This is a genomic window from Streptomyces sp. NPDC051636 (assembly GCF_044453765.1).
GTDB lineage: Bacteria > Actinomycetota > Actinomycetes > Streptomycetales > Streptomycetaceae > Streptomyces.
On sequence record NZ_JBITDA010000034.1, the window covers coordinates 16,389 to 37,924 of the forward strand.

General features: G+C 71.4%; 18 protein-coding genes and 1 pseudogene. 10 read left to right on the forward strand and 9 right to left on the reverse strand.

The genetic code is table 11. From position 1 onward, the window contains the following. The first annotated feature begins 573 nt into the window (after nucleotides 1–573). Genes ACIBBH_RS37150 through ACIBBH_RS37165 form a run of 4 tightly spaced genes read left to right on the forward strand, consistent with a single transcriptional unit; the run spans nucleotide 574 to nucleotide 4,492 of the window. Entirely contained in the window at nucleotides 574–1,116 is a 543-nt protein-coding gene (locus ACIBBH_RS37150) for a cysteine dioxygenase (protein WP_399412479.1), read from the forward strand. A gap of 33 nt (nucleotides 1,117–1,149) precedes the next feature. Continuing rightward, nucleotides 1,150–2,109 carry a 2-phospho-L-lactate transferase gene (gene cofD / locus ACIBBH_RS37155; RefSeq protein ID WP_399412481.1) on the forward strand — a complete coding sequence of 320 codons (960 nt, stop codon included), beginning with the start codon at nucleotides 1,150–1,152 and terminating at the stop codon, nucleotides 2,107–2,109. After that, nucleotides 2,106–3,413, forward strand: a complete 1,308-nt coding sequence (locus tag ACIBBH_RS37160; RefSeq protein WP_399412483.1) for a coenzyme F420-0:L-glutamate ligase — start codon at nucleotides 2,106–2,108, stop codon at nucleotides 3,411–3,413. The genes cofD and ACIBBH_RS37160 overlap by 4 nt, the downstream gene beginning before the upstream one ends. Nucleotides 3,414–3,472: 59 nt before the next feature. Continuing rightward, nucleotides 3,473–4,492, forward strand: coding sequence for a DNA-3-methyladenine glycosylase family protein (locus tag ACIBBH_RS37165; RefSeq protein ID WP_399412485.1), 1,020 nt, complete (start codon nucleotides 3,473–3,475; stop codon nucleotides 4,490–4,492). 251 nt (nucleotides 4,493–4,743) lie between these two features. Here the strand turns inward: ACIBBH_RS37165 and ACIBBH_RS37170 are convergent, their stop codons facing one another. Beyond that, entirely contained in the window at nucleotides 4,744–5,826 is a 1,083-nt protein-coding gene (locus ACIBBH_RS37170) for a sugar phosphate nucleotidyltransferase (protein ID WP_399412487.1), read from the reverse strand. A 162-nt stretch (nucleotides 5,827–5,988) separates the two neighbouring features. Next, on the reverse strand, nucleotides 5,989–7,386 hold the full coding sequence (locus ACIBBH_RS37175; protein ID WP_399412584.1) for a peptidoglycan recognition protein: 1,398 nt from the start codon (nucleotides 7,384–7,386) through the stop codon (nucleotides 5,989–5,991). 111 nt (nucleotides 7,387–7,497) lie between these two features. Here ACIBBH_RS37175 and ACIBBH_RS37180 point away from each other — a divergent pair, with 111 nt between their 5' ends. The 4 genes from ACIBBH_RS37180 (at nucleotide 7,498) to ACIBBH_RS37195 (ending at nucleotide 13,339) form a co-directional block, all read left to right on the forward strand. Beyond that, nucleotides 7,498–8,253: a TIGR03089 family protein gene (locus tag ACIBBH_RS37180; protein WP_399412489.1), complete on the forward strand. Its 756-nt coding sequence runs from the start codon at nucleotides 7,498–7,500 to the stop codon at nucleotides 8,251–8,253. Between the two features lie 169 nt (nucleotides 8,254–8,422). Next, nucleotides 8,423–9,634: an LCP family protein gene (locus ACIBBH_RS37185; protein ID WP_399412491.1), complete on the forward strand. Its 1,212-nt coding sequence runs from the start codon at nucleotides 8,423–8,425 to the stop codon at nucleotides 9,632–9,634. Nucleotides 9,635–9,867: 233 nt separating this feature from the next. Continuing rightward, nucleotides 9,868–11,634, forward strand: a complete 1,767-nt coding sequence (locus ACIBBH_RS37190; protein ID WP_399412493.1) for an LCP family protein — start codon at nucleotides 9,868–9,870, stop codon at nucleotides 11,632–11,634. A gap of 127 nt (nucleotides 11,635–11,761) precedes the next feature. Then, on the forward strand, nucleotides 11,762–13,339 hold the full coding sequence (locus tag ACIBBH_RS37195; protein WP_399412495.1) for an LCP family protein: 1,578 nt from the start codon (nucleotides 11,762–11,764) through the stop codon (nucleotides 13,337–13,339). A 30-nt stretch (nucleotides 13,340–13,369) separates the two neighbouring features. Here ACIBBH_RS37195 and ACIBBH_RS37200 read toward each other — a convergent pair whose 3' ends face one another. After that, nucleotides 13,370–14,398: a glycosyltransferase family 2 protein gene (locus tag ACIBBH_RS37200; protein ID WP_399412497.1), complete on the reverse strand. Its 1,029-nt coding sequence runs from the start codon at nucleotides 14,396–14,398 to the stop codon at nucleotides 13,370–13,372. A 139-nt stretch (nucleotides 14,399–14,537) separates the two neighbouring features. On the opposite strand from ACIBBH_RS37200, the gene ACIBBH_RS37205 reads away from it, so the two are divergent. Further along, on the forward strand, nucleotides 14,538–16,010 hold the full coding sequence (locus ACIBBH_RS37205; RefSeq protein WP_399412499.1) for an LCP family protein: 1,473 nt from the start codon (nucleotides 14,538–14,540) through the stop codon (nucleotides 16,008–16,010). A 41-nt stretch (nucleotides 16,011–16,051) separates the two neighbouring features. On the opposite strand, the gene ACIBBH_RS37210 is transcribed toward ACIBBH_RS37205, so the two are convergent. Continuing rightward, complete coding sequence (locus tag ACIBBH_RS37210) at nucleotides 16,052–16,609, reverse strand: acyl-CoA thioesterase (RefSeq protein WP_399412501.1); 558 nt, start codon at nucleotides 16,607–16,609, stop codon at nucleotides 16,052–16,054. A gap of 119 nt (nucleotides 16,610–16,728) precedes the next feature. Here ACIBBH_RS37210 and ACIBBH_RS37215 point away from each other — a divergent pair, with 119 nt between their 5' ends. After that, on the forward strand, nucleotides 16,729–18,042 hold the full coding sequence (locus tag ACIBBH_RS37215; protein ID WP_399412503.1) for an LCP family protein: 1,314 nt from the start codon (nucleotides 16,729–16,731) through the stop codon (nucleotides 18,040–18,042). Here ACIBBH_RS37215 and ACIBBH_RS37220 read toward each other — a convergent pair. The 5 genes and pseudogenes from ACIBBH_RS37220 to ACIBBH_RS37240 all read right to left on the reverse strand — a co-directional run bounded on the left by ACIBBH_RS37220 (nucleotide 18,039) and on the right by ACIBBH_RS37240 (nucleotide 21,520). Then, nucleotides 18,039–18,491, reverse strand: coding sequence for a hypothetical protein (locus tag ACIBBH_RS37220; protein ID WP_399412588.1), 453 nt, complete (start codon nucleotides 18,489–18,491; stop codon nucleotides 18,039–18,041). The two genes, ACIBBH_RS37215 and ACIBBH_RS37220, sit on opposite strands and share 4 nt — an antisense overlap. Before the next feature lie 46 nt (nucleotides 18,492–18,537). Next, nucleotides 18,538–18,840: pseudogene (locus ACIBBH_RS37225) on the reverse strand (class I SAM-dependent methyltransferase); the annotation flags it as partial. Nucleotides 18,841–18,971: 131 nt separating this feature from the next. Next, complete coding sequence (locus tag ACIBBH_RS37230; protein ID WP_399412505.1) at nucleotides 18,972–19,343, reverse strand: four-helix bundle copper-binding protein; 372 nt, start codon at nucleotides 19,341–19,343, stop codon at nucleotides 18,972–18,974. An 85-nt stretch (nucleotides 19,344–19,428) separates the two neighbouring features. Next, the gene (locus ACIBBH_RS37235) at nucleotides 19,429–20,250 is read right to left on the reverse strand and encodes an SAM-dependent methyltransferase (RefSeq protein WP_399412507.1); all 822 of its coding nucleotides are present in this window, start codon (nucleotides 20,248–20,250) and stop codon (nucleotides 19,429–19,431) included. Nucleotides 20,251–20,362: 112 nt separating this feature from the next. Further along, a complete protein-coding gene (locus tag ACIBBH_RS37240; protein ID WP_399412509.1) occupies nucleotides 20,363–21,520 on the reverse strand; it encodes an acyl-CoA dehydrogenase in 1,158 nt (385 codons plus the stop codon). Between the last annotated feature and the right edge of the window lie 16 nt (nucleotides 21,521–21,536).

Below are 21,536 nucleotides of genomic sequence, written 5' to 3' on the forward strand. Positions count from 1 at the left end.
AGCCGGGATCTGCTATCGGGCCCGTTATTCACTCTGCGGAACCAAGGCCATGCGGAAAGTGTTCAAATCGGCATAAACCTTGACCCACGCAGGTGGGGCCCGGGAAGGGCCTCCGACCCCGCACAGACACCAGTACGGAGAAGGACGCCCAGGAGTTCGATCGCGTTCCGACGAGGCTCGTGCGCCCGGATGGACGCCATGTGTCCCGGCAACCCGATGAACAAACCTTTCAGCTGAGGAATGAACCGGATGAGGTGAAACATGTCCCACATACCGGGCGTGGAGTTGACAGAGAAGGTGTGAACCGGTGTCCTTGTGGGCATGCTCGCGCACTTGGCACTCACCTCGACCCGCCCCGCCGGGTCCCACGGTGCTGCCCGCGCCCGCTGTAGCTGTTGTTGCTGTTCCAGCTGTTGAGCCCCACGCGCTCCGGCTCCCCTGAGTCCGTCCGACTCGGCTGCCTCTCTCTTTCCTGACCCACATCCAGGGCACTCCTCCCGCCCGCGATCCGGGCGGACGGTACGCGACACCCAGCCAGCCCCACTCTTTCCGCCGAGGACCCACCGCACCCCCATGAACAGCGACAACGACCTCCAGATCGCCGGCGACATCCTCGAAGTCCCGCACCTGCTCCAGGCCCCGCGCGAGCACCCGGCCACCGTCGCCGAGTTCGTCGGCCTGGCCCGCGACATCGCCGCCGACCGCTCCCAGTGGGCGCACCTCGTCCGGTACGACGCGACGAGCCGCTGGTCCCACCGGCTGCGCACCGGCCCGGGCTACGAGGTGTGGTTGCTGTCCTGGGTGCCGGGCCAGGGCACCGGCCTGCACGACCACGGCCACTCCTCCGGTGTACTGACCGTCCTGGAGGGCACGCTGACCGAGCGGACCGACCGGGGCACGCGCGCGTTGGGCGAAGGGACCACGGGGGTCCCCCCGCTCGAGCGAAGCCGGGAGTGGGGGAGGGTCTTCGCGCCGGGGTACGTTCACGAGGTCGTCAACGACACGCTGGAGCCGGCGGTCAGCCTGCACGTCTACTACCCGGGTCTGACGGAGATGCCGATGCACACCTCCCCGTACTGCGAGGGACGCGCCGAGCCCCGTCCGGTGACTGCCTGACGCGTTGTCGTACCCGCCTGCAAGACTTGGCCCATGCGCATTGTGGTTCTGGCAGGCGGCATCGGTGGTGCCCGGTTCCTGCGCGGTCTGAAGCGGGCCGTGCCGGACGCGGACGTCACGGTCATCGGCAACACCGGGGACGACATCCACCTCTTCGGGCTGAAGGTCTGCCCGGACCTCGACACGGTGATGTACACGCTCGGCGGCGGCATCAACGAGGAGCAGGGCTGGGGGCGGGCGGACGAGACCTTCCACCTCAAGGAGGAGCTCGCGGCGTACGGGGTCGGGCCGGAGTGGTTCGGGCTCGGCGACCGGGACTTCGCCACGCACATCGTGCGGACGCAGATGCTGGGCGCCGGTTATCCGCTGAGCGCGGTGACCGAGGCGCTGTGCGACCGCTGGAAGCCCGGGGTGCGGCTGATCCCGATGACCGACGACCGCGTGGAGACGCACGTGGCGGTCGAGGTGGACGGCGAGCGCAAGGCGGTCCACTTCCAGGAGTACTGGGTGCGGCTGCGGGCGTCGGTCCCGGCGGAGGCGGTCGTGCCGGTCGGCGCCGAGCAGTCGAAGCCGGCGCCGGGCGTGCTGGAGGCCATCGCCGCGGCGGACGTCGTGCTCTTCCCGCCGTCCAACCCGGTCGTCTCCATCGGCACGATCCTCGCCGTGCCCGGCATCCGGGAGGCGATCGCCGACGCCGGGGTGCCGGTGGTGGGCCTGTCCCCCATCGTCGGGGACGCGCCCGTGCGCGGGATGGCCGACAAGGTGCTCGCGGCGGTCGGCGTGGAGTCCACGGCCGCGGCCGTGGCCGAGCACTACGGCTCGGGGCTGCTGGACGGCTGGCTGGTGGACACCGTGGACGCGGGTGCGGTCGAACGGGTCGAGGCGGCCGGCATCCGCTGCCGGGCCGTACCGCTGATGATGACCGACGTCGACGCGGCCGCGCGGATGGCGCGCGAGGCGCTGACGCTGGCGGAGGAGGTGCGCGGGGCGTGAGCGAGGAGCGGTCCGAGTACCGGGTCTGGGCCCTGGCCGGGCTCCCCGAGGTGCAGCCGGGCGACGACCTGGCCAAGCTGATCGCGGCCGCCGAGCCGGGCCTGGTCGACGGGGACGTGCTGCTCGTCACCTCGAAGATCGTGTCCAAGGCGGAGGGCCGGGTCGTCGAGGCCGCCGACCGGGAGGCCGCGATCGACGCGGAGACCGTCCGGGTGGTCGCGCGGCGCGGCCCGCTGCGGATCGTCGAGAACCGGCAGGGCCTCGTCATGGCGGCCGCCGGGGTCGACGCCTCCAACACCCCCTCCGGCACCGTGCTGCTGCTGCCCGAGGATCCGGACGCGTCCGCGCGGGCCATCCGGGACGGGCTGCGGGACGCGCTGGGCGCCGACGTCGGGGTCCTCGTCACCGACACGTTCGGGCGGCCGTGGCGCGCGGGGCTCACGGACGTCGCGATCGGCGCCGCGGGCGTGCGCGTGCTGGACGATCTGCGCGGAGGCACGGACGCGTACGGCAATCCGCTCAGCGCCACCGTCGTCGCCACCGCCGACGAACTGGCCGCCGCGGGCGACCTGGTCAAGGGCAAGGCCGCCGGGCTGCCCGTCGCCGTGGTGCGCGGCCTGCCGCACACCGTGACCGACGATCACGGCGAAGGGGCGCGGGCCCTGGTGCGCGACGCCCGCGACGACATGTTCCGGCTGGGCACCTCCGAGGCGGTCCGGGAGGCGGTGACCCAGCGGCGTACGGTACGGGCCTTCACGGACGAGCCGGTCGATCCCGGAGCGGTACGGCGGGCGGTGACCGCGGCGGTGACCGCGCCGGCGCCGCACCACACGACGCCGTGGCGGTTCGTGCTGCTGGAGTCGGCCGAGGCCCGGACCCGGCTGCTGGACGCCATGCGGGACGCCTGGATCGCCGACCTCAGACGGGACGGGAAGACCGAGGAGTCGATCGCCAAGCGGGTGCGGCGCGGGGACGTACTGCGCAACGCGCCGTACCTGGTCGTGCCGTGCCTCGTCATGGACGGCTCGCACACCTACGGGGACGCGCGGCGGGACGGTGCCGAGCGGGAGATGTTCGTCGTCGCGGCCGGGGCCGCGGTGCAGAACTTCCTGGTCGCGCTGGCCGGGGAGCGGCTGGGTTCGGCGTGGGTGTCGTCGACGATGTTCTGCCGGGACGTGGTGCGCGAGGTGCTGGACCTGCCCGGGGAGTGGGACCCGATGGGAGCGGTGGCGGTCGGGCATCCGGCCGAGGAGCCGCGTCCGCGCCCGGCGCGGGAGGCGGGGGCGTTCATCGAGGTGCGGTGACCTGTCCGCGGGACCGCCTAGTCTCATAGGACACCTTCGGCATCCCGGGGACCTCATCCATGGCAGGACGCTTCGCTCCGCGGCCCACGCGTACGACCGTGCGCGGTGGGCATCTCCCCGTGCCCGCCGGCGGGAAGGCGGGGGCGGGCGTGCCGCGGCAGGCCGCCGGACCGGGGCGGGTGCGGACGTGGGTGCCGGACGGGCCGCTCGATCTCGGGCTGGTGCTCGGGCCGCTGCGGCGCGGGTCCGGGGATCCGACGTTCCGCGCGGCGCCGGACGGATCCGTGTGGCGGGCCAGCCGGACGCCCGCCGGGCCGGGCACGCTCCGGGTGTCGGCGTACGGCGGTGAGGTGCGCGGGCAGGCATGGGGGCCAGGGGCCGGGTGGCTGCTGGAGCAGTTGCCTGAGCTGCTCGGTGCCGCCGACGATCCCTCCGCGTTCGCGCCCCGGCACCGGGTGGTGGCGATGGCCCGGCACCGGCGGCCGGGGCTCAGGCTGACGCGGACCGGGCTCGTGCTGGAGTCGTTGATTCCGTCGATCCTGGAGCAGAAGGTCACGACCGCCGAGGCGTATCGGGCGTGGCGGTTGCTGGTGCGGAAGTTCGGGGAGCCGGCGCCGGGGCCCGCGCCCGGGCGGATGTATGTGATGCCGGAGCCTCGGGCGTGGGCGCTGATCCCCTCCTGGGAGTGGCATCGCGCCGGGGTCGACAACAAGCGGGCGTCGACGATCCTGCGGGCCGTACGGGTCGCCGCGCGGCTGGAGGAGGCGGTCGGGATGGCGCCGGAGGCCGCGCGGGCGCGGTTGGAGGTCGTGCCGGGGATCGGGCCGTGGACGTCGGCGGAGACCGTGCAGCGCAGCCATGGGGCGGCGGACGCGGTGACGGTCGGGGATCTGCACCTGCCCGGGATCATCGGGTGGGCGCTGGCCGGGGAACGGAACGCGGACGACGACGTGATGCTGGAGTTGCTTCAGCCGTATGCGGGGCAGCGGCATCGGGCAGCCCGGCTGATTCTGCTGAGCGGGCGTGTGCCGCCGCGGAGGGCTCCGCGGATGCCTGTCGGCGACATCGGCCGCCTGTGAGGCGTCAGCCCTGCCGCACGGCTGAGGTGGTGGCCCGGCCGTGCAGTGTGTCGTCGGCGTCGACGACCGGTGCCGGTCCTCGCTGTGCACCGCGCCCTCCTCGCCGCACCCGGACAGCAGCACCGGGCGGCGCGCGCCCTTCCTGACGGCCGACTCGGAGAGGGCGCCCAGCGGAAAGGCGGAGTGCCCGGGCGTGAGCCGACGCGCACCGGCAGGCCTCGGGCGGTCACTCGCTCCGCTACCCGCACCGGCTACTGGTCCGAGGAGAAGCGCACCGCCCCCGCCGGAATCCGCGCGTCGCACCACACCCGTACGCCCTCGCGCAGTTCGTTGTCGGGCCCGACCACCGCGCCGTCGCCGATGACCGTGCCGGTGAGGACGGAGCGTTCGCCGACGCGGGCGCGGGTGCCGATGAGGGAGTCGGTGATGACGGCACCCGGCTCGATGACGGCCCCCGGCAGGATCGTGCTGCCGGACACCCGCGCGCCCTCCGCCACGAACGCGCCCTCGCCGACCACCGTGCCGCCCGTCAGCTTCGCGTCCGGCGCGACCGTGGCCGTCGGCAGGACCAGACGGTCGCCGCAGCGGCCGGGGACGGCGGGGGACGGCGCCCGGCCCAGGACCAGGTCGGCCGAGCCGCGGACGAAGGCCGCGGGCGTGCCGAGGTCGAGCCAGTACGTCGAGTCCACCATGCCCTGCAGGTGGGCGCCCGCCGCCAGCAGGTCCGGGAACGTCTCCCGTTCCACCGACACCGGCCGGCCCGCCGGGATCGTGTCGATGACCGAGCGGCGGAAGACGTACGCCCCGGCGTTGATCTGGTCGGTGATGATCTCCTCGGGGGTCTGCGGCTTCTCCAGGAAGGCGAGTACGCGGCCGGTGTCGTCGGTGGGGACGAGGCCGTAGGCGCGCGGGTCTGTCACCTTGGTGAGGTGCAGGGACACGTCCGCCGACGTCTCCTCGTGCGTCCGCACCAGGGCCCTGATGTCCAGTCCCGTCAGGATGTCGCCGTTGAAGACGAGTACCGGGTCGTCCGCGCCGGAGTGCAGGCGCGAGGCCACGTTGCGGATGGCTCCGCCCGTGCCGAGCGGCTCCTCCTCGGTGACGTACTCGATGTGGAGGCCCAGCGCGGCGCCGTCGCCGAAGTACGGCTCGAAGACCTCGGCCAGATAACTCGTCGCGAGCACGATGTGTTCCACGCCCGCCGCTCTCGCCCGGGCCAACTGGTGGGTGAGGAACGGGACCCCGGCCGCCCGGACCATGGGCTTGGGGGTGTGCACCGTGAGCGGACGCAGCCGGGTGCCTTTGCCGCCGACCAGGAGGATCGCTTCTGTCACCTGTCGTCTCTGCTTCCTGCCGGGACCGGCCGAACTGTGTTTCGGCCGGCCAGTGTATGCAGACCGTGCGACGGCGCCCTCGACGGCCGCGCGATGTCCCGCGACATCGGCGTGCGGATTCCCCCGACTGCCCCCGGCGGCGATGACCGTGCGCCCCGCCCGTCAGCGCCCCTGATAGCGCGCCGCGGTGGAACGGGCCGAGCCGAGTTTGGCGTAGAGCTGCTTTCCTGGGCACTCGGTGGAGAATCCGTCCCTATGGCCGGAGATCACGTTCAGTCGTACGTTCTTCCCCTTTGGGTAGAGATTGCCACCCCCTGACGTCAGGTATGTCTTTCCGCGCGGATTGGCCCCGTAGAGCCCGAGCTTCCAGGCGGTGAGCCGGGCGATGGCCTTCACGGCGGCGGCGGACGGCTTGCTGGAGCCGTAGGTGCCGATCACGGCGATGCCCATGCTGTTGGTGTTGAACCCGAGGGTGTGGGCGCCCCGGACCGCCTTGGACACGCCCCCGGCGCGGCCCTCGTAGATGGTTCCGCACTTGTCGACGAGGAAGTTGTAGCCGATGTCGCGCCAGCCCATGCTGCGGACGTGGTAGCGGTAGATACTGCGGATGACGGACGGGGCCTGGGAGCAGCGGTAGTTGTTGCCGGAGGCGGTGTGGTGGATGAACGCCGCCTTGACCTTCTTCGTGTAGACGAACCCCTTCTCGCGCAGCGACTCGTCCGCGCCCCAGCCGCGCCGGGTCACGATGCCGGGACGCGGCCCGATGTACGGCTTGCTCCGCTGGGCTTCGGTCAGTTGGTCGCCGCGCAGGGCCATCAGCTGCATCTCGGTCTCCGCCCTGCCGAGCGCGGGGATCTCGGTGGCGGCGAAGGGCGCGAGGTCGGTGTTGACGGCGGAGGCGGCGGCTTCGGCCTCCTTCAGGGTGCCGATGGGCGGGTTGCCGGCCGGGGGTCCCGCGGGCGGAGGGTCGTCGCCGGGGTCGACGAGTTCCAGGCGCAGACCGGAGGGGAGCGGGGAACGGGCGTTCATGGTCTGGGTCCCGTCGGCTCCGTCGGCCTCCGCCTCCGCTCGGACGCGTACCTCGACCCCGTCCGAGTCCCCCACCCACAACGGGGCGGTGGCACCGCGCACCTGACCGGAGGCGCGCTCCGCCGTGCCCGGGTCGGCGCCGTGGTCGGCGTTGTGCGTCTCGACGTCCTGCCAGCCGGACCACCTGCCGGTGCCGGCGGCCCGGGTACGGACCTGGACGCGGCCGTGGAGTTCGGTGTCGGGGTTGTCCCAGACGACGCCGACGAGCGAGAAGTGCCCTACGTCGTCGCGGTACAGGCCCTGTTCGGGGGCGGTGCCGTGGGCGCTGTCCCGGGTGAGGGGCACCAGGGGCAGGGACCGGGTGTCGCCGGGGACGGCGGATCCGGCCGTACGGGCCCCGACCGGTCTCGCGGGAGCGGCCGCTGCGGGCAGGGTCAGCGGCAGGGCGAGGACGGCCGCGCAGGTGACACCGATCGAGGAGGCGCCGATCGAGGAGGTGAGGAATCCACTCATGGCCCCGATCCTGGACATAGTCATACATATCTGTCCATCCGGGAACTGACGGTCCGTCGGCTGACGTTCCGCCGAACCGGTGGCCCCGCCGCTCGGTGCGCAAAGGCTCGGCCGCGTACGCTTGCGCGGGTGAACGCCACCGATCGCACCCCTGCCGACCTGCTGCGATCCGCGCTCGCCGCGGATCCCGGACGCCCCCTGGTGACCTTCTACGACGACGCCACGGGCGAACGCGTCGAACTGTCCGTGGCCACCTTCGCCAATTGGGTGGCCAAGACCGCCAACCTCCTCCAGGGCGACCTCGCCGCCGGGCCCGGCGACCGGGTCGCGCTGCTGCTGCCCGCGCACTGGCAGACGGCCGTCTGGCTGCTGGCCTGCTCGTCGGTGGGCGCGGTCGCGGACGTGGCCGGGGACCCGGCGGCGGCCGAAGTCGTCGTCAGCGGTCCGGACTCACTGGAGGCGGCGCGGGCCTGCCGTGGGGAGCGGGTCGCGCTCGCGCTGCGGCCGCTCGGCGGGCGGTTCCCGCAGACCCCGGAGGGTTTCGTGGACTACGCCGTGGAGGTGCCGAGTCAGGGGGACCGGTTCGTGCCGTTCTCGCCGGTGGATCCGGAGGAGCCCGCGCTGATCGTCGCGGGGGCCGAGCTGACGGGCGCGGAGGTCGTGGAGCGGGCTCGGGGGGATGCGCGGGAGCTGGGTCTCACCGGGCCCGGGTCCCGGCTGCTGTCCGCTCTGCCGTACGACACGTGGGAGGGCCTGAGCGCGGGGCTGTACGCGCCGCTGGCCACCGGGGGGTCGGTGGTGTTGTGCCGGCATCTGGAGCGGTTGGACGAGGAGGCTCTGGCCAAGCGGATCGAGAGTGAGCGGGTGACTGCCTCGCGCCACTGAAAGGGGCGGTGCCCCGCGCTCCGGGCAAGGGGTCCTTGCACCATGAGCGACCAGGGCGGGCGTAGTGCAAGGACCCCTGAGCGCAGTCACCCGTTCGGAGCAGCAACAGCCCCCTCCCCCGCCGCCCGCACGCCATCGTCGTAGGAGCAGGACGACACGCTCGTACGCCATGAGGGGTGGCCCAGCCGTGACCGACACCGCAGGTACGCCCTCCGGACGGACCCCGGGGCCCGGTGCCGGCGCCTCCGCCACGGGTGACGGGCTCATACGCAGGCGCCGGCGGCGGTGGGCGGAGGGGGCGGCCCTGGGGGTCGCGATCCTCGTCGCGGCGGCCGCCGGGGGCGGGTGGGCGGTGTACGCCAAGCTGAGCGCCAACATCACGGCCGACGACGCGGCCGCGGCCGAGCTCGCCCGGTACGAGCGGGAGCGGCCCACGGCGCTGGTCCGGGACGCGCAGAACATCCTGCTGATCGGGTCGGACACGCGCTCGGGGCACGGCAACGACGAGTACGGGCGGGACCTGGGCAGCGAGCGGTCCGACACCACGATCCTGCTGCACCTGGCCGCCGACCGGCGCAGCGCCACCGCCGTGTCCCTGCCGCGCGACCTGATGGTGGACATCCCGAGCTGCCGGCGGGCGGACGGGAGCCGGAGCGAGCCGATGTTCGCGATGTTCAACTACGCCTTCCAGATGGGAGGCTCTGCCTGCACCATCCGGACCGTGGAGAAGCTGACGGACATCCGGATCGACCACCACGTCGTCGTCGACTTCCGCGGCTTCAAGGAGATGGTCGACGCCGTGGACGGCGTTGAGGTGTGCCTGAAGGAACCCATCGACGACAAGGCCGCCAGGCTGCGGCTGCCGGCGGGCAGGGTGACGCTCGACGGAGAACAGGCGCTCGGCTACGTGCGGGTCCGCAAGTCCCTGGGCGACGGAAGCGACACCGACCGGATGGAGCGGCAGCAGCGGTTTCTCGGGGCGCTCGTCAACAAGGTCCGCAGCGACGACGTCCTGCTGAACCCGGTCAAGCTCTATCCGGTGCTGGACGCGGCCACCTCGGCCCTCACCACCGACCCGGAACTGGCGAGTCTGCGCGGCCTCTACCAACTCGTGCGCGGATTGCGGGACATCCCCACCGAACACGTGCGTTTTCTGACTGTTCCAAGGGAGTCGTACGTTTACAACGCCAATCGGGACCAGCTCGTGGAACCCGATGCCGAGAAACTCTTCGGGCGGCTGCGGGCGGACCAGCCGGTGGCGGTCGCGCGGAAAGTCTCACCTGATTCTCATGCCGCCGGCCGCCCCGGCGACGGGGAGAACACCCCCTCCCCCACCCCGACCTTCCGGGGAAACACCGCCGCCGAGGACACCTGCGAGTAAAGCGAGCGCCAAGGCGGCGAACTTCCGTTCAGGAAAATGGGACGGATTGCCCGGTTGTAGGAAGGTGGAATTTGTCACCGGCGTCGCTTGACGCTGAACTGGGCGGATAGTGTGAGCGATCCGGTGCACCCGACCGCGAGGTCCTTCCTGGGGTCGTGCACTGATTGACCGAGACCCGAGCGCCTTGTGGGGGGAAAGGCGCCGCGTGGCCCCGACGGAGGATTCGGACAACCGTGGACGCGCAAGGCCGTGGGCGGGCGGACAACATCGACCCCGCAGACCAGTGGGTACTCAATCCGAACACCGGCGAATACGAACTGCGACTGACTCCTTCCGCTCCGCAGTCGACGGTACCGGGACCGCGCAGATCCGCCTCCCCGCGCGGGAGCGCCGGCGGAAACGCTGCGCGCGGCCGGACCGCCGCGCCCGGGACGCGCGGGAGGCCGGACGGCGACACGCGCGGCACGCCCGGGCGCGAGGTCCCGGGCCAGCGCCGGCGCCGGGGCGGTCCGCCCGAGCCGCCGCCGGGGCGGCGCACCCGGCGGCCGGTGAAGAAGAAGTCGAAGGTCAAGAAGATCCTGGCGTGGACCGCCGGCGGCACGGCGTTCGTGCTGGTCGCCGTGGGCACGGCCGGCTACCTCTACCTCAAGCACCTCAACGACAACATCACCTCCGTCTCCGACGACGGCGCGAGCACCGGCGGCTTCAGCAAGGACAAGGCGATCAACATCCTGCTGATCGGCACCGACAAGCGCACCGGCAAGGGCAACGAGGGCTACGGCGACAGGGGCAGCGTCGGACACGCCGACACCAACATCCTGCTGCACGTCTCCAGGGACCGGTCGAACGCCACCGCGCTGAGCATCCCCCGCGACCTGATCGTGGACGTACCGGACTGCCCGACGAAACAGGCCGACGGCACTACGAAGGTCATCCCGGGCACGCAGAACGTCCGCTTCAACACGAGCCTCGGACAGGACGACCGGACGCCGAGCTGCACCATGCGCACGGTCACCGAGCTGACCGGAATCACCCCCGACGACTTCATGGTCGCCGACTTCAACGCGGTCAAGACGCTGACCACGGCGGTCGGCGGGGTCGAGGTCTGCCTGGCGAAGGACATAAACGACCCGGACTCGCACCTGAAGCTGTCGAAGGGCACGCACAACATCTCGGGCGAGCAGGCGCTGGCGTACGTGCGCACGCGGCACTCCGTCGGCTTCGGCGGCGACCTGAGCCGGATCGGGCTGCAGCAGCAGTTCCTCAGCGCGCTGATGCGCAAACTGAAGTCCAACTCCACGCTCTCCAGCCCCTCGAAGATGCTGAAGCTGGCCGAGGCCGGCACCAAGGCGTTGACCGTCGACGACAAGCTGGACAGCATCGGCAAGCTGAAGGAACTGGGTCTTGAGCTGGGCAAGCTCAATCCGAAGAACCTGACCTTCACCACCGTGCCGGTCGTGGACAACCCGGCGGAGAAGGTCAAGGCGACCGTCGTCCTCAACAAGTCGACCGCCCCCGCGGTCTTCGGCGCCATCAAGAACGACGTCTCCTTCAGCGACGTGAAGAAAAAGAAGAAGGCGGCCAAGGACGCGCAGGCCGCCCGTCTGAAGGGCACCAAGTCCGCCGCATCCGAGGTGCGGGTGCGCATCCTCAACGGAGGGGCCGCGACCGGCAGCGCACAGGCTGTTCTCAACTGGCTGCAGAATGATGAGGGCGTGTCCAGGTCGGAGAACGCCGGCAACGCCCCCGCGGAACTGAGCAAGACCACGCTCGAGTACGCGCCCGACCAGGCAGCCCAGGCACGCAGGCTGGCCGCCATCATGGGCCTGTCCGGATCCGCGATGAAGCCCGGCAAGAGCGTGACGAACACCCAGGGGCTGCCGGCGATGACGCTGACCCTGGGCAAGGACTTCAAGGGTGCGGGCGTCCCCATCACCACTCCGGCAAAGGCGCCGGATGTGGACAAATCCACGGCAGACAAGGTGAAGTGCGCCTCGTAGGTAACCCAACGAGTGTCTCGCGCGTCTAACCCGGCGCGGGAGGGACCCGGGTCAGGCGCAGGGTGGGGAGGGCAGGGAATTGGCGCAGAGCAGTGTGCGGGGGGAGGTTCCTGCGGTCGAGGACACGATGTCTCTCACACCGCAGGGCCAGGAGAGGGCGGACTGCGGCCGGCACGGCGGCGGAAGACGCGGAGGCGGCCCGAACGGCGACCGGCGGCGCAGACGACGCGCCCTGCGCTGGTCGGCGACCGTGCTCGCGGTGGTGATACTGGGCACGGCGGGCGCCGGCTACCTCTACTACCAGCACCTGAACGCCAACATCAAGAAGGACCCCCTGAACATCGGCGACGCCAAGGACAGGGCGGCCGAGTCCAAGGCGAACGCGGCCGGCCAGAAACCGCTGAACATCCTGCTGATCGGGTCGGACGGGCGGAACAACGCCGAGGACCAGAAGCTCGGCGGCGCCAAGGACACCTTCAACTCCACGCCCCGCGCCGACGTCCAGATGCTGCTGCACCTCTCGGCGGACCGCAGCAACATGTCGGTGGTGAGCATGCCGCGCGACACGCTGGTGGACATCCCCAAGTGCACGGACCCCGACAGCGGCAAGGTCTACCAGGCGCTCACGTCGCACATAACGAACGACTCGCTGGGGCGCGGCGGCCCCGGCTGCACGGTGGCGACCTGGGAGAAGCTCACCGACATCCACATCGACCACTTCATGATGATCGACTTCGCGGGTGTGGTGTCGATGGCCGACGCCATCGGCGGCGTACCGGTCTGCGTGGACGCCAACATCTACTCCAAGGACAGCAACGGCCACGGCTCGGGCCTGAAGCTGAAGGACGGCACCACCTACATCAAGGGCGTCCAGGCCCTGCAGTGGCTGCGGACCCGGTACGGCTTCGAGGACAACACCGACATAGCCCGGGCCAAGGCCCAGCACCAGTACATGAACGCGATGGTCCGCCAGCTGCGGGAGAACGCCACGCTGAGCAACCCGGGCAAGCTGAAGGACCTCGCCGAGACGGCCACCAAGGCGCTCACGGTCGACAACGGGCTCGGCACGGTGGCGAAGCTGTACGACCTGAGCAAGGAGCTCAAGAAGGTCCCCACCAAGCGCATCACCATGACGACGATGCCGTGGCAGTACGAGTCGCTCACCAGCGGCCGGGTGATCCCCAAGTCGGGTGACGCGGCGAAGCTGTTCCGGCTCGTCCGCGAGGACGTCGCCCTGGACGGCAAGGACAAGAAGAAGTCCGCCGCGGCGAAGACGAGCTCGGACCCGGCCGCGGCCGACGACAAGATCGCCGTACAGGTGCAGAACGGCACCCGGTCCGACACGCTTGCGCCGGTCACCGGCCGGGCGAACGCCATCGCCCAGCTCCTGGCCGGCAAGGGCTTCACGCAGGCCGTGGCGGACTCCTCGGCGGCGCCCAGCGAGGGCACGACCGTGATCCGCTATCCGAGCGCGGACCTGGAGGGCGACGCCCAGCGGGTGGCCAAGGCGCTCGGCATTCCGGCGTCCGGGGTGAAGAAGTCGACGGACGTCTCCGGGATCACGCTGGTCGTCGGCGCCGACTGGCGCTCGGGCACCCGGTACACCGCCCCGAAGGAGGACGACTCGACCCCGGACTCGGCGCAGGTGATCAACGGCGCGGACAAGGGTCAGTGCATGCACGTCAACAAGGACTACACCTGGTGAGTCGGGTCGGCTCGCGCCTCGCGGGCTCGCTCAGTCGGTGCCGAGCACCGCGGGGCGCCGCGAGGCGATGACCTTCCTGGCCAGGGAACGGGGGCTGGTCAGGAAGCCCCAGCCCCAGGACATGTGCATGGTGGCCAGGGCGAGAGGGATGCGCAGCCGTGCCTTCAGCGGCAGGCCCCTGCCCGCGGGGACGGACCCGGCGGCGATGGCCGCGAGGTAGCCGCCGGGGACCACGAAGCCCCAGGGGGTCAGGGCCGCGCCCACCACGATCCCCGCCGCGATCGCGCACACCGCGGTCGGCGGGGCGAGGTAGCGCAGGTTGATGGAGCCCTCGTGGTAGCGGGCGACGACGTGCCGCCAGCGGCCGTAGTCCTTGTACTGCTTGGCCAGCGCCCGCACGCTCGGGCGCGGCCGGTACGACACCTTCAGCTCCGGCGAGAACCAGATCAGCCCGCCGGCCTCGCGGATGCGGAAGTTCAGCTCCCAGTCCTGGGCGCGGATGAACTCCTCGTTGTAGCCGCCCTGCCGCTCCAGCGCCTCGCGCCGGAAGACGCCGAGGTAGACGGTCTCGGCCGGGCCCGCCTCGCCGCCGGTGTGGAAGGCGGCGTTGCCGACGCCGATCTTCGAGGTCATCGCGGCGGCGACCGCGTGCTCCCAGTCGTTCTCGCCCTCGGCGTGCATGATGCCGCCGACGTTCTGCGCGCCGGTCTCCTCCAGGAGCCGTACGGCCGTTGCGATGTAGTTCGGCGAGAGCATGCCGTGACCGTCGACGCGTACCACGATCGGATGGCGGGAGGCCTTGATCGCGGCGTTGAGCGCGGCGGGCGTCCGGCCGGTGGGGTTCGGGACGGTGTGCACGCGGGGGTCTTCGGCGACCAGCTCGGCGGCGATCTCGTCCGTGCGGTCCGTGGACGGACCGAGGGCGATGACGACCTCCATCTCGCCGGCGTACTCCTGCGCGAGGATCGCTTGGACGGCCCCGCGCAGATGCCGCTCCTCGTTGAGGACGGGCATGATCACAGAAACGGCGGGGAGCCGCACGTCGGGCTTGGCGTTCATAGGGGGCTCACGTTACCGCGAACGGGGGACACCGGTGCGCGCCGCCGGGTCGCTGCCGCGGGATGGAGATCGTATGGGCCTACGGTGCTCAGGATCCCTCGTACGGCCCCGGGCGCGAAGCCCCAGCGGAGGTGTCCCCATGCCCGTCACGCCGCCACGCTCTCCCGCACGGCCTCAGCGGCACCCGCGTCCGCCCCGGTCGCGGGCACCGCGGCCGCCCATGCGGCGGAAACGGCCGCGCTGGGCCATGCGGGCGGTGGCCACGCTGTCGGTGGTGGTGCTCGCCTCCGCCGGGATCGGGCACGCGGTGGTCAGCAGCCTGGACGCGGGCATCGCCCGGGTCGACGCGTTCAAGGACATGAAGAACCGCCCGCGGGGCGGTCACGGCATGAACGTCCTGCTGGTCGGCACCGACGGCCGGGACAAGATCGACGAACGGGCGCGGCGGAAGTACCGGCTGGGCGGCGAGCCCTGCCACTGCACCGACACGATCATGATCGTGCACATCTCTCAGGACCGGGAGCGGGCGAGCGTGGTGAGCCTGCCGCGCGACTCCTACGCCGAGGCGCCCGCGCACGTCGCCGAGACCACCGGGCAGCGCCACGCGGCGCATCCCCTCAAGCTGAACGCGGCCTACGCGGAGGGCGGGCCGCAGCTGACCGTGCGCACGGTCGAGAACATGACCCACGTCAAGATCGACCACTACCTGGAGGTCGACTTCACCAGCTTCATGAAGACCGTGGACGTGCTCGGCGGCGTCCGGGTCTGCACGCCGCTGCCCCTGAAGGACAGCTTCACCGGCCTGGACCTGCCGGCCGGGACGCACATGCTGGGGGACGGCCAGGCCCTGCAGTACGTCCGCGCCCGGCACGTCGACGGCGCCAGTGACCTGGGCCGGATGAAGCGCCAGCAGCGCTTCCTGGCGGCACTGGTCGAGCGGGCGACCACCTCCGGGGTGCTGCTGAACCCGATGCGGTTCCGGGACGTGACCCGGGCGGTGCTGGGCTCGGTGCGGGCGGACAAGGGCTTCGGCACGGACGAACTGCTGGACCTGGGCCGGGCGATGCGCGACTTCTCCCCCGCCTCGTCCGAGTTCGCGACCGTCCCCATCGGTCAGATGGCCTACCAGGTGAAGGGGATCGGCTCGACGCTGAAGTGGGACGGGCCGAAGGCGGAGCAGCTGTTCCAGTCCCTGCGCGACGACCGGCCCCTGGCCACGCACGCGCCCCGGCGCGAGACGGTGGTCCCGGTGGAGGTGGCCCCGCAGCGGATCCGCGTCCAGGTACAGAACGGCACCCGCACGGTGGGCCTCGCCAGGCGCGTGGACGCGGCCCTCGCCGCCACCGGCTTCGCCACCACCCACCTGCCCGTCGACGCGCCCGTCCACAACGTGCGCCGCACGGTGGTCCTCTACGACCCCCGCTGGGACCGCTCCGCCAAGTCGCTGGCCGCCGCCCTGCCCGGCAGCGAGCTGCGGCCCGTCAACGGGCAGGGACCGGTGATGAAGGTGATCGCCGGATCGGACTTCGGAAACGTACGGAAGGTGCGGGCGGAGGCCCCGGGCGGCCAGGCGGAGACGACGGTGGTGCGCGGGGACGAGGTGCAGTGCTGACGTCGGCCCCGCGTCTGCGGCAGGTTCCGCCGGACAGGTCCTCAGTCCTCGTACCCCTCCGCCGCCCGCTTCTCCCGCAGCTCCCGGATGGCCCGGCGGCGGGCCAGGCGGTGGGTGCGGCGGATCTGGGCCTCCTGGTAGCGGCGCCTGTCCCGTTCGGTCTCCGGGACGACCGGCGGGACCCGGCGGGGCCTGCCGGCGGCGTCGACCGCGGCGAAGACCAGGTAGGCGGAGCCGACCTGGGTGGGCGGGGTGGACTCGTTCCAGCGCTCGGCCAGGACCCGGACGCCGACCTCCATCGAGGTCCGGCCGGTCCAGTTGACCTGGGCCTTCACATGGACCAGGTCGCCGACGCGGACGGGCTCCAGGAAGACCATCTCGTCCATGGACGCCGTGACGGCGGGGCCCCCGCTGTGCCGGCCGGCCACGGCGCCCGCGGCGTCGTCGACCAGCTTCATGATCACACCGCCGTGCACCGTGCCGAGCAGGTTGGTGTCGTTGTGGGTCATGATGTGACTGAGTGTGGTGCGGGACGCGGACGTGGGCTTGCCGGGGATGTCCGGAGTGTCCGACTCCGCTTCGGTGGCCTGGTCTGTCATGGCCCCCACCTTATGCCGAGGCGACATTCGCGGAATTTGTGTCGGGTTCGCAACAGCGGCGCTCTGATTTTCCGACAAGCCTTGTAAGGCACATGGCCGCGCCCTGCACACTGGGGCCCATGAATGACTGGCCCGAGGCATGGTCCGACGAAAACCGCGGCACCCGGTACGGACGTGGGAGTGCCGGCGCGCAGCCCGAGGGCGCCCGCGTGATGCGCCAGGTCCGGCGCGGCCCGGCGGTCCCGCCCGGCCGGCGCGGGTACGGCGACGCCGGCCCGTCCGCACCGCCGTACGCCGCGGGCGTCCCGCAGCAGCCGTCGTACGTCGACGGCCAGGGACACGACGGCGGCTACGGCGAGTACGACAGCGGCTACAACACGGGCCAGGTCTACGGCGCCCCCGGAGGCGGTCCGGGCGGCCCCGACGGCACGCCCGTCCGGGGCCCGCGCCCCGCGCCGAACTGGCGGCGGCGCATCAAGTGGACCGCGATCACGCTGGCCACCGTGCTGGTCGTCACCTCGGTGGCCACCTACTTCTGGGCCGACTCCAAGCTGCACCGCGACGTCGACCTGTCGACGGTCATCGACCGGCCGGAGGCGGGCGAGGGCACCAACTACCTGATCGTCGGCTCCGACAGCCGCAAGGGCCTGTCGGCCGAGGACAAGAAGAAGCTGCACACCGGCTCCGCCGACGGGCAGCGCACGGACTCGATGATGATCCTGCACGTCGGCGACAGCGGCGACACGCTCATCTCGCTGCCGCGTGACTCGGACGTGGAGATCCCGACCTACAAGGGGTCCGCCTCGGGCAAGACGTACCAGGGCACGGGCCGGCACACCAAGCTGAACGCGGCCTACGCGGAGGACGGCCCGACGCTGCTGGTGCGCACCGTCGAGTTCAACACCGGCCTGCACATCGACCACTACGTGGAGATCGGCTTCGCCGGCTTCGCGAAGATCGTGGACGCGGTCGGCGGTGTCGAGATCACCATCGACCAGGCCTTCAAGGACAAGTACTCGGGCGCGGACTTCAAGGCGGGCAAGCAGAAGCTGAACGGCGAGCAGGCCCTCGCCTTCGTCCGCACCCGGCACGCCTTCGCCGCCTCCGACCTGCAGCGCACCAAGAACCAGCAGAAGTTCCTCTCGGCGCTGGCCCACCAGGTGGCCACCCCGTCGACCGTGCTGAACCCCTTCAGGTTCTACCCGACCATGGGCGCCGGCCTGGACTCGCTCACCGTCGACAAGGACATGAGCCTGTGGGACCTGGCGTCGATGTTCTGGGCCATGAAGGGCGTCAGCGGCGGTGACGGCACCTCGATGAACATGCCGGTCTCCGGCTCGACCGGCGGCAACCTCGTCTGGGACAAGACGAAGGTCAAGACACTGGTGAACGAGCTGAACAACGACGAGAAGGTCACCGTCTCAGCGAACTAGAGGGCCTGTTGGGGCACCAACAGGCCCTGGGCCGTCGCGGCGGCGAGCAGCGCCTCATGGGGAAGGGCCAGGCACCCTTCCCCGTCGGCGGACTCGGCGCTCAGCCGCTCGTACTCCCGCCGGATCCGGGCGACCGTCTCCGCGTCCTGCGAAGTGACGACGAGGCCGATGGTGGCGACCCCGCCGGCGGCTCCGCCCCACCACTCCTCGACGGTGGTCCGGTGGTCCCAGGACAGCTCACGGGCCTCGACGGCTCCGAATCCGGCCGCCTCCGGCAGTTCCCGGAACCCCTGAGCCGTACGCGCGAAGTCCTCCGCCGGATCGAGCCGGGGCAGATACGCCGGGGGCACCGCCCCGTCCGCCGTGCCGGCCCGCCCGAGCAGCTCCTGCCCGGCCCCGCGCCGCGCGCCCCACAACGTCACGGCGAGCCGCCCTCCCGGGCGCAGCACGCGGCGCAGCTCGGTGAGCGCTGGCCCGGGGGCGGCCGACGTGGTTGAGGACGAAGTTGCCGACCACGGCGTCGAACTCGCCGTCCGGGAAGGGCAGTTCGGGCAACACGGCGATCCGCGCGCCGATCCCCCGCTCCCGTGCCGCCGCCACCCTCCCGGCATCGGCGTCCACGGCCCGTACCCGTGCCCCGCGTGCGAGCGCGGCCAGGGCCGCCGTACCGGTCCCGGTGCCCACGTCCAGGACCCGCGTCCCCGGACCGACCCCGGCGGCGTCCAGCAGCGCCCCGACGGAATGCGCGCACAGCCGCGCGAAGCTGTCGGCGTGGGCCTGCGCCCGTCCGGCCCACATGGCCCGCTCAGCGGCGTCGAAGGCCTCGGTCGTCTCCGTGACGCCAGTCACGAATCACGAGTCTCCTACCGGCACGACCGAGGGCACCCGCAGGGGTTGCGGGCGCCCTCGGTCACACGCTCAGACGCGGGTCACATCCTGGCGCCCGTCATCGTCCGGCACATCTCCGCGCAGCGGCGACACGCCTGTGCGCAGCGCATCATCTGCTGGTCGTCCGGCATGGACATACACGCCTCGGCGCACATGTCGCACGCCTTGGCGCACATCGCGCACATCTCCTGGGCCATGGGCGAGCGCCGCATCATCATGTCGGCACACATCCGGGTCATCTCGGAGCAGTCCATGAGGGCGCGCATGATCTGCATCTGGGCCTGGCCGCCCATCTGCATGCAGGAGCTCATGGTCTCCTCGCACATGGTGTGGGCCGCCATGCACGCCTCGACGCAGTCCTGCATCTCCTTGCTCATCGCACTCATGCCGGGCTGGGTTCCGGGCTGGGTCATGGCTCCTCCTCAGAGGCAGGGGTGCCCGGGGACGGGCTCCGTGTGCTTCCGTCCTACGCCCGACCCGCGGGTACTGCCATTCGTACTACGGCTTTCTGCCGACCCCGCCGAAGTGGGTGACCGGGACGGGTTCCCGGCCGTCCTCGGGGCGCCAGTGGGAGCAGGAGACGATGCCCGGTTCGAGGACCTCCACCCGGTCGAACAGGCGGACCAGGTCGGCGCGGCCGCGCAGGGTCATGGGGGCCGAGCCCTGGCTGTTCCAGTACTCCACGGCCCGGGTCATCGCCTCGCCGTCCACCTCGGTGGTGGGATGGGAGATCACCAGGTGGCTGCCGGAGGGTACGGCGTCCAGGAGCCGGTGGACGATGGAGACGGCCTCGTCCGTGTCCATGACGAAGTTGAGGATGCCCAGCATGGTGATCGCGACCGGACGGCCGAAGTCCAGGGTCTCGGCCGCGGCCCGCACGATCTTCTCCGGGTCGTGCACGTCCGCCTCGATGTAGTCCGTGGCCCCCTCCGGCGTGCTGGTGAGCAGCGCGTGGGCGTGGGTCAGGACGAGGGGGTCGTTGTCGACGTACACGATCCGGGACGCCGGGTCGACGCGCTGGGCGACCTCGTGGGTGTTGTCGGCGGTCGGCAGGCCCGTGCCGATGTCCAGGAACTGCCGCACCCCCGCCTCCCCGGCCAGGTACCGCACCGCCCGCGCGAGGAAGGCCCGGTCGGCCACGGCCGAACGGGGCAGCGCCGGCACGAAGCCCAGGATCTGCTCGCCGACCTCCTCGTCCACCGGGTAGTGGTCCTTGCCGCCCAGCCAGTAGTTCCAGATGCGGGCCGAGTGGGACACGTCGGTCCGCAGCCGGGCCATGCGCGCGACACCTTCGTCACCGGCTGCTGGGTTGTCGGACATGACCTCGGGTCTCCTTCGGACGATCAACTGCCGGAATGCGCACCAAAATAGACAGAAGGCGCCCCTCGGGGCGCCTTCTTGCGAAACCTGACAGCCGACAACTATGCGGCCACTACGGCAGGTTGCGGGCCATCACGATCCGCTGCACCTGGTTCGTGCCCTCGTATATCTGCGTGATCTTCGCGTCCCGCATCATCCGCTCCACCGGGTAGTCCCGCGTGTAGCCGTACCCGCCCAGCAGCTGCACCGCGTCCGTGGTGACCTCCATCGCCACGTCCGAGGCGAAGCACTTGGCCGCCGCACCCTGGAAGGTGAGGTCGCTGTCGCCGCGCTCGGACTTGGCGGCGGCCGCGTAGGTGAGCTGGCGGGCGGCCTCGATCTTCATGGCCATGTCGGCGAGCATGAACTGGATGCCCTGGAAGTCGGCGATCGGCTTGCCGAACTGCTTGCGCTCCTGGACGTAGCCCCTGGCGTAGTCGAAGGCGCCCTGGGCGACACCGAGGGCCTGGGCGGCGATGGTGATGCGGGTGTGGTCCAGGGTCTTCATGGCCGTCGCGAAGCCGGAGCCCTCCTCGCCGATCATGCGGTCGGCGGGGATGCGGACGTTGTCGAAGTAGACCTCGCGGGTCGGGGAGCCCTTGATGCCGAGCTTCTTCTCCGGGGCGCCGAAGGAGACACCCTCGTCCGACTTCTCGACGACGAACGCCGAGATGCCCTTGGAGCGCTTCGAGGGGTCCGTGACCGCCATCACCGTGTAGTACTCGGAGACGCCCGCGTTGGTGATCCAGCGCTTCACGCCGTTGAGGATCCAGTGGTCGCCGTCGCGGACCGCCTTGGTCTTCATGCCGGCCGCGTCCGAGCCCGCCTCCGGCTCGGAGAGGCAGTACGAGAACATCGCCTCGCCCGCGGCCAGGGGCGAGAGATACCTCTTCTTCACGTCCTCGGAGCCGGAGAGGATCACCGGGAGGGAGCCCAGTTTGTTCACCGCGGGGATCAGGGAGGAGGACACGCAGGCCCGCGCCACCTCCTCGATCACGATGACCGTGGCGAGCGCGTCGGCGCCCGCGCCGCCGTACTCCTCGGGGACGTGCACGGCGTGCAGGTCGCCCGCCACGAGGGCGTCGAGCGCCTCCTGCGGGAAGCGGGCCTCCTCGTCCACCGCCGCGGCGTACGGCGCGATCTTCGCCTCGACCAGCGAGCGGACGGCGTCACGGAGCATGTCGTGCTCCTCGGACGGGCGGTACAGGTCGAAGTCAGCCGATCCGGCCAAGGTCTCTCACGCTCCA